Source organism: Magnetospirillum sp. WYHS-4, assembly GCA_039908345.1.
Taxonomy (GTDB): domain Bacteria; phylum Pseudomonadota; class Alphaproteobacteria; order Rhodospirillales; family GLO-3; genus JAMOBD01.
Genome location: JAMOBD010000145.1, coordinates 1 through 1633, shown reverse-complemented (window position 1 = coordinate 1633; position 1633 = coordinate 1). Strand labels below are relative to the sequence as shown.

The following is a 1633-nucleotide window of genomic DNA, read 5'->3' as shown; positions in this document are numbered from 1 at the left end:
ATCGTGGCCTGGGCTTTCACGTTCCGCGACCGCCTCGACCCGGCGGCGGTCGAAGCCTGGATCGCCGGCTATGGAACCCTGGGAATGGCGTTGTTCGTGCTGGCCTTCGCGGCCGGGACCGTGCTGTTCCTGCCCGGCACCCTGTTCGCCCTGGCGGGCGGGGCGTTGTTCGGCCCGGTCCTGGGCACTGTCTACAACCTCGCCGGTGCCACCTTGGGAGCCGCCGTGGCCTTTCTGGCGGCCCGTTACCTGGCCGGGGACTGGGTGGCCGGGCGGGCGGGTTCCCGCCTGGGGCGGCTGGTGGCGGGCGTCGAGGCGGAAGGCTGGCGGTTCGTCGCCTTCACCCGGCTGGTGCCGCTGTTTCCCTTCAATCTGCTCAACTACGCCCTGGGGCTGACCCGCATCTCCTTCGGGGCCTATGTGGTGGCCACGGCCGTCTGCATGATCCCCGGCGCGCTTGCCTATACCTACCTCGGGCATGCCGGCCGGGAGGCCCTGGCGGGCGGCGAGGGTTTGATCCGCGACGGTGCCATCGCGCTGGGACTGCTGGCGGCCGTCCTGTTCCTGCCACGCCTCATCAAGACCCTGCGCCGCGAACCGGCCCTGGATCTGGCCGACATCAAGCCCGGCGAGGCCATGCTGGTGCTGGACGTGCGCGATGCCCCCGATTTCGCGGGCGGCCACGTTCCCGCGTCGCGCAACATCCCGCTGCCCGAACTGGCGGCCCGCCTGGGCGAGTTGGAAGGCTGGCGCGGTAAAACGGTGGCCGTCCTCTGCCGCACCGACAAGCGCTCGGCCAAGGCGGTCGAGATGCTGAAGGCCGAGGGCTTTTCCGGGGTGCGCCTGGTGGCTGGAGGCATGGTGGAATGGGGAAAGAGGGGATTGCCGGTGGAGGAAGGGCCATGAGCGGCCGGCTCCACATCGCGGTGATCGCCAAGGAGCCGCCGGGCGGCCGCTGCCGCCTCTATTTCGCCTTCGCCGAGGCCTTGGCCGCCACCTTGGGCGCCACGACGGAAACCCTTTTGGGTCCGGAGGCCCCGGCCCTCACCGTGAACGGCGTTTCCATCGTTCCCGCCGACGGCGTGATCCTCACGGCCGACGAACTCCATGCCGGGCTGGCGCGGGCCGGCCGTGCCCTGCCGGAAGGTCTTCTCGCGACCTTGGAGGCGGCGGAGGATCGTTTCATGGAGGACTTGGCGTCATGACCGCCGTTGCCGCCGCGATCAAGAAGGGCCCTCGCGACTTCAAGGTCAAGGCGCTGCCGGCCGGCAAGCAGCGGTCCCTGGCGGGCAGGTATCCGCTTTGGGTCCAGGGCTTGGCGCTCGCCGCCTTCGCCTGGGCCTTCCTGGGCTGGCTGAACGAGTCCTATCTGTTCTGGTGGGACAGCCCCATCTGGTTCAACCGCTATACCGAATACGCCATCATCCTGGCCTTCGGCATCTGGCGCATCCGGGCCGAGCACAATCCCTACACGCGGCGGCGGCTCTCCATGTTGGTGGCCTGTGTCTCCGTGTTGTGGTGGGCCATTCCCTGGCTGTTGCCCTTCGTCGAGCCTTACGTGGGCTTCCTCGGCACCCAGCCCGCCTTTCCGTCGCTGCACACGCCGGGGACGCTCACCTTCTACCTGGTGCTG

The 1633-nt window shown here is 69.3% G+C and carries 3 protein-coding genes; all 3 read left to right on the top strand.

The window, feature by feature from the left end; all coding sequences use genetic code 11:
- Positions 1–906, top strand: a 906-nt coding sequence (locus H7841_18405; GenBank protein MEO5338831.1) for a VTT domain-containing protein, incomplete at its 5' end; no start/stop codon positions are given.
- Positions 903–1205 (top strand): hypothetical protein, encoded by a 303-nt coding sequence (locus H7841_18400; protein ID MEO5338830.1) that lies wholly within the window; start codon positions 903–905, stop codon positions 1203–1205. The genes H7841_18405 and H7841_18400, both read left to right, overlap by 4 nt.
- Positions 1202–1633: hypothetical protein (locus H7841_18395; GenBank protein MEO5338829.1), on the top strand; the 432-nt coding region annotated here is incomplete at its 3' end. The genes H7841_18400 and H7841_18395, both read left to right, overlap by 4 nt.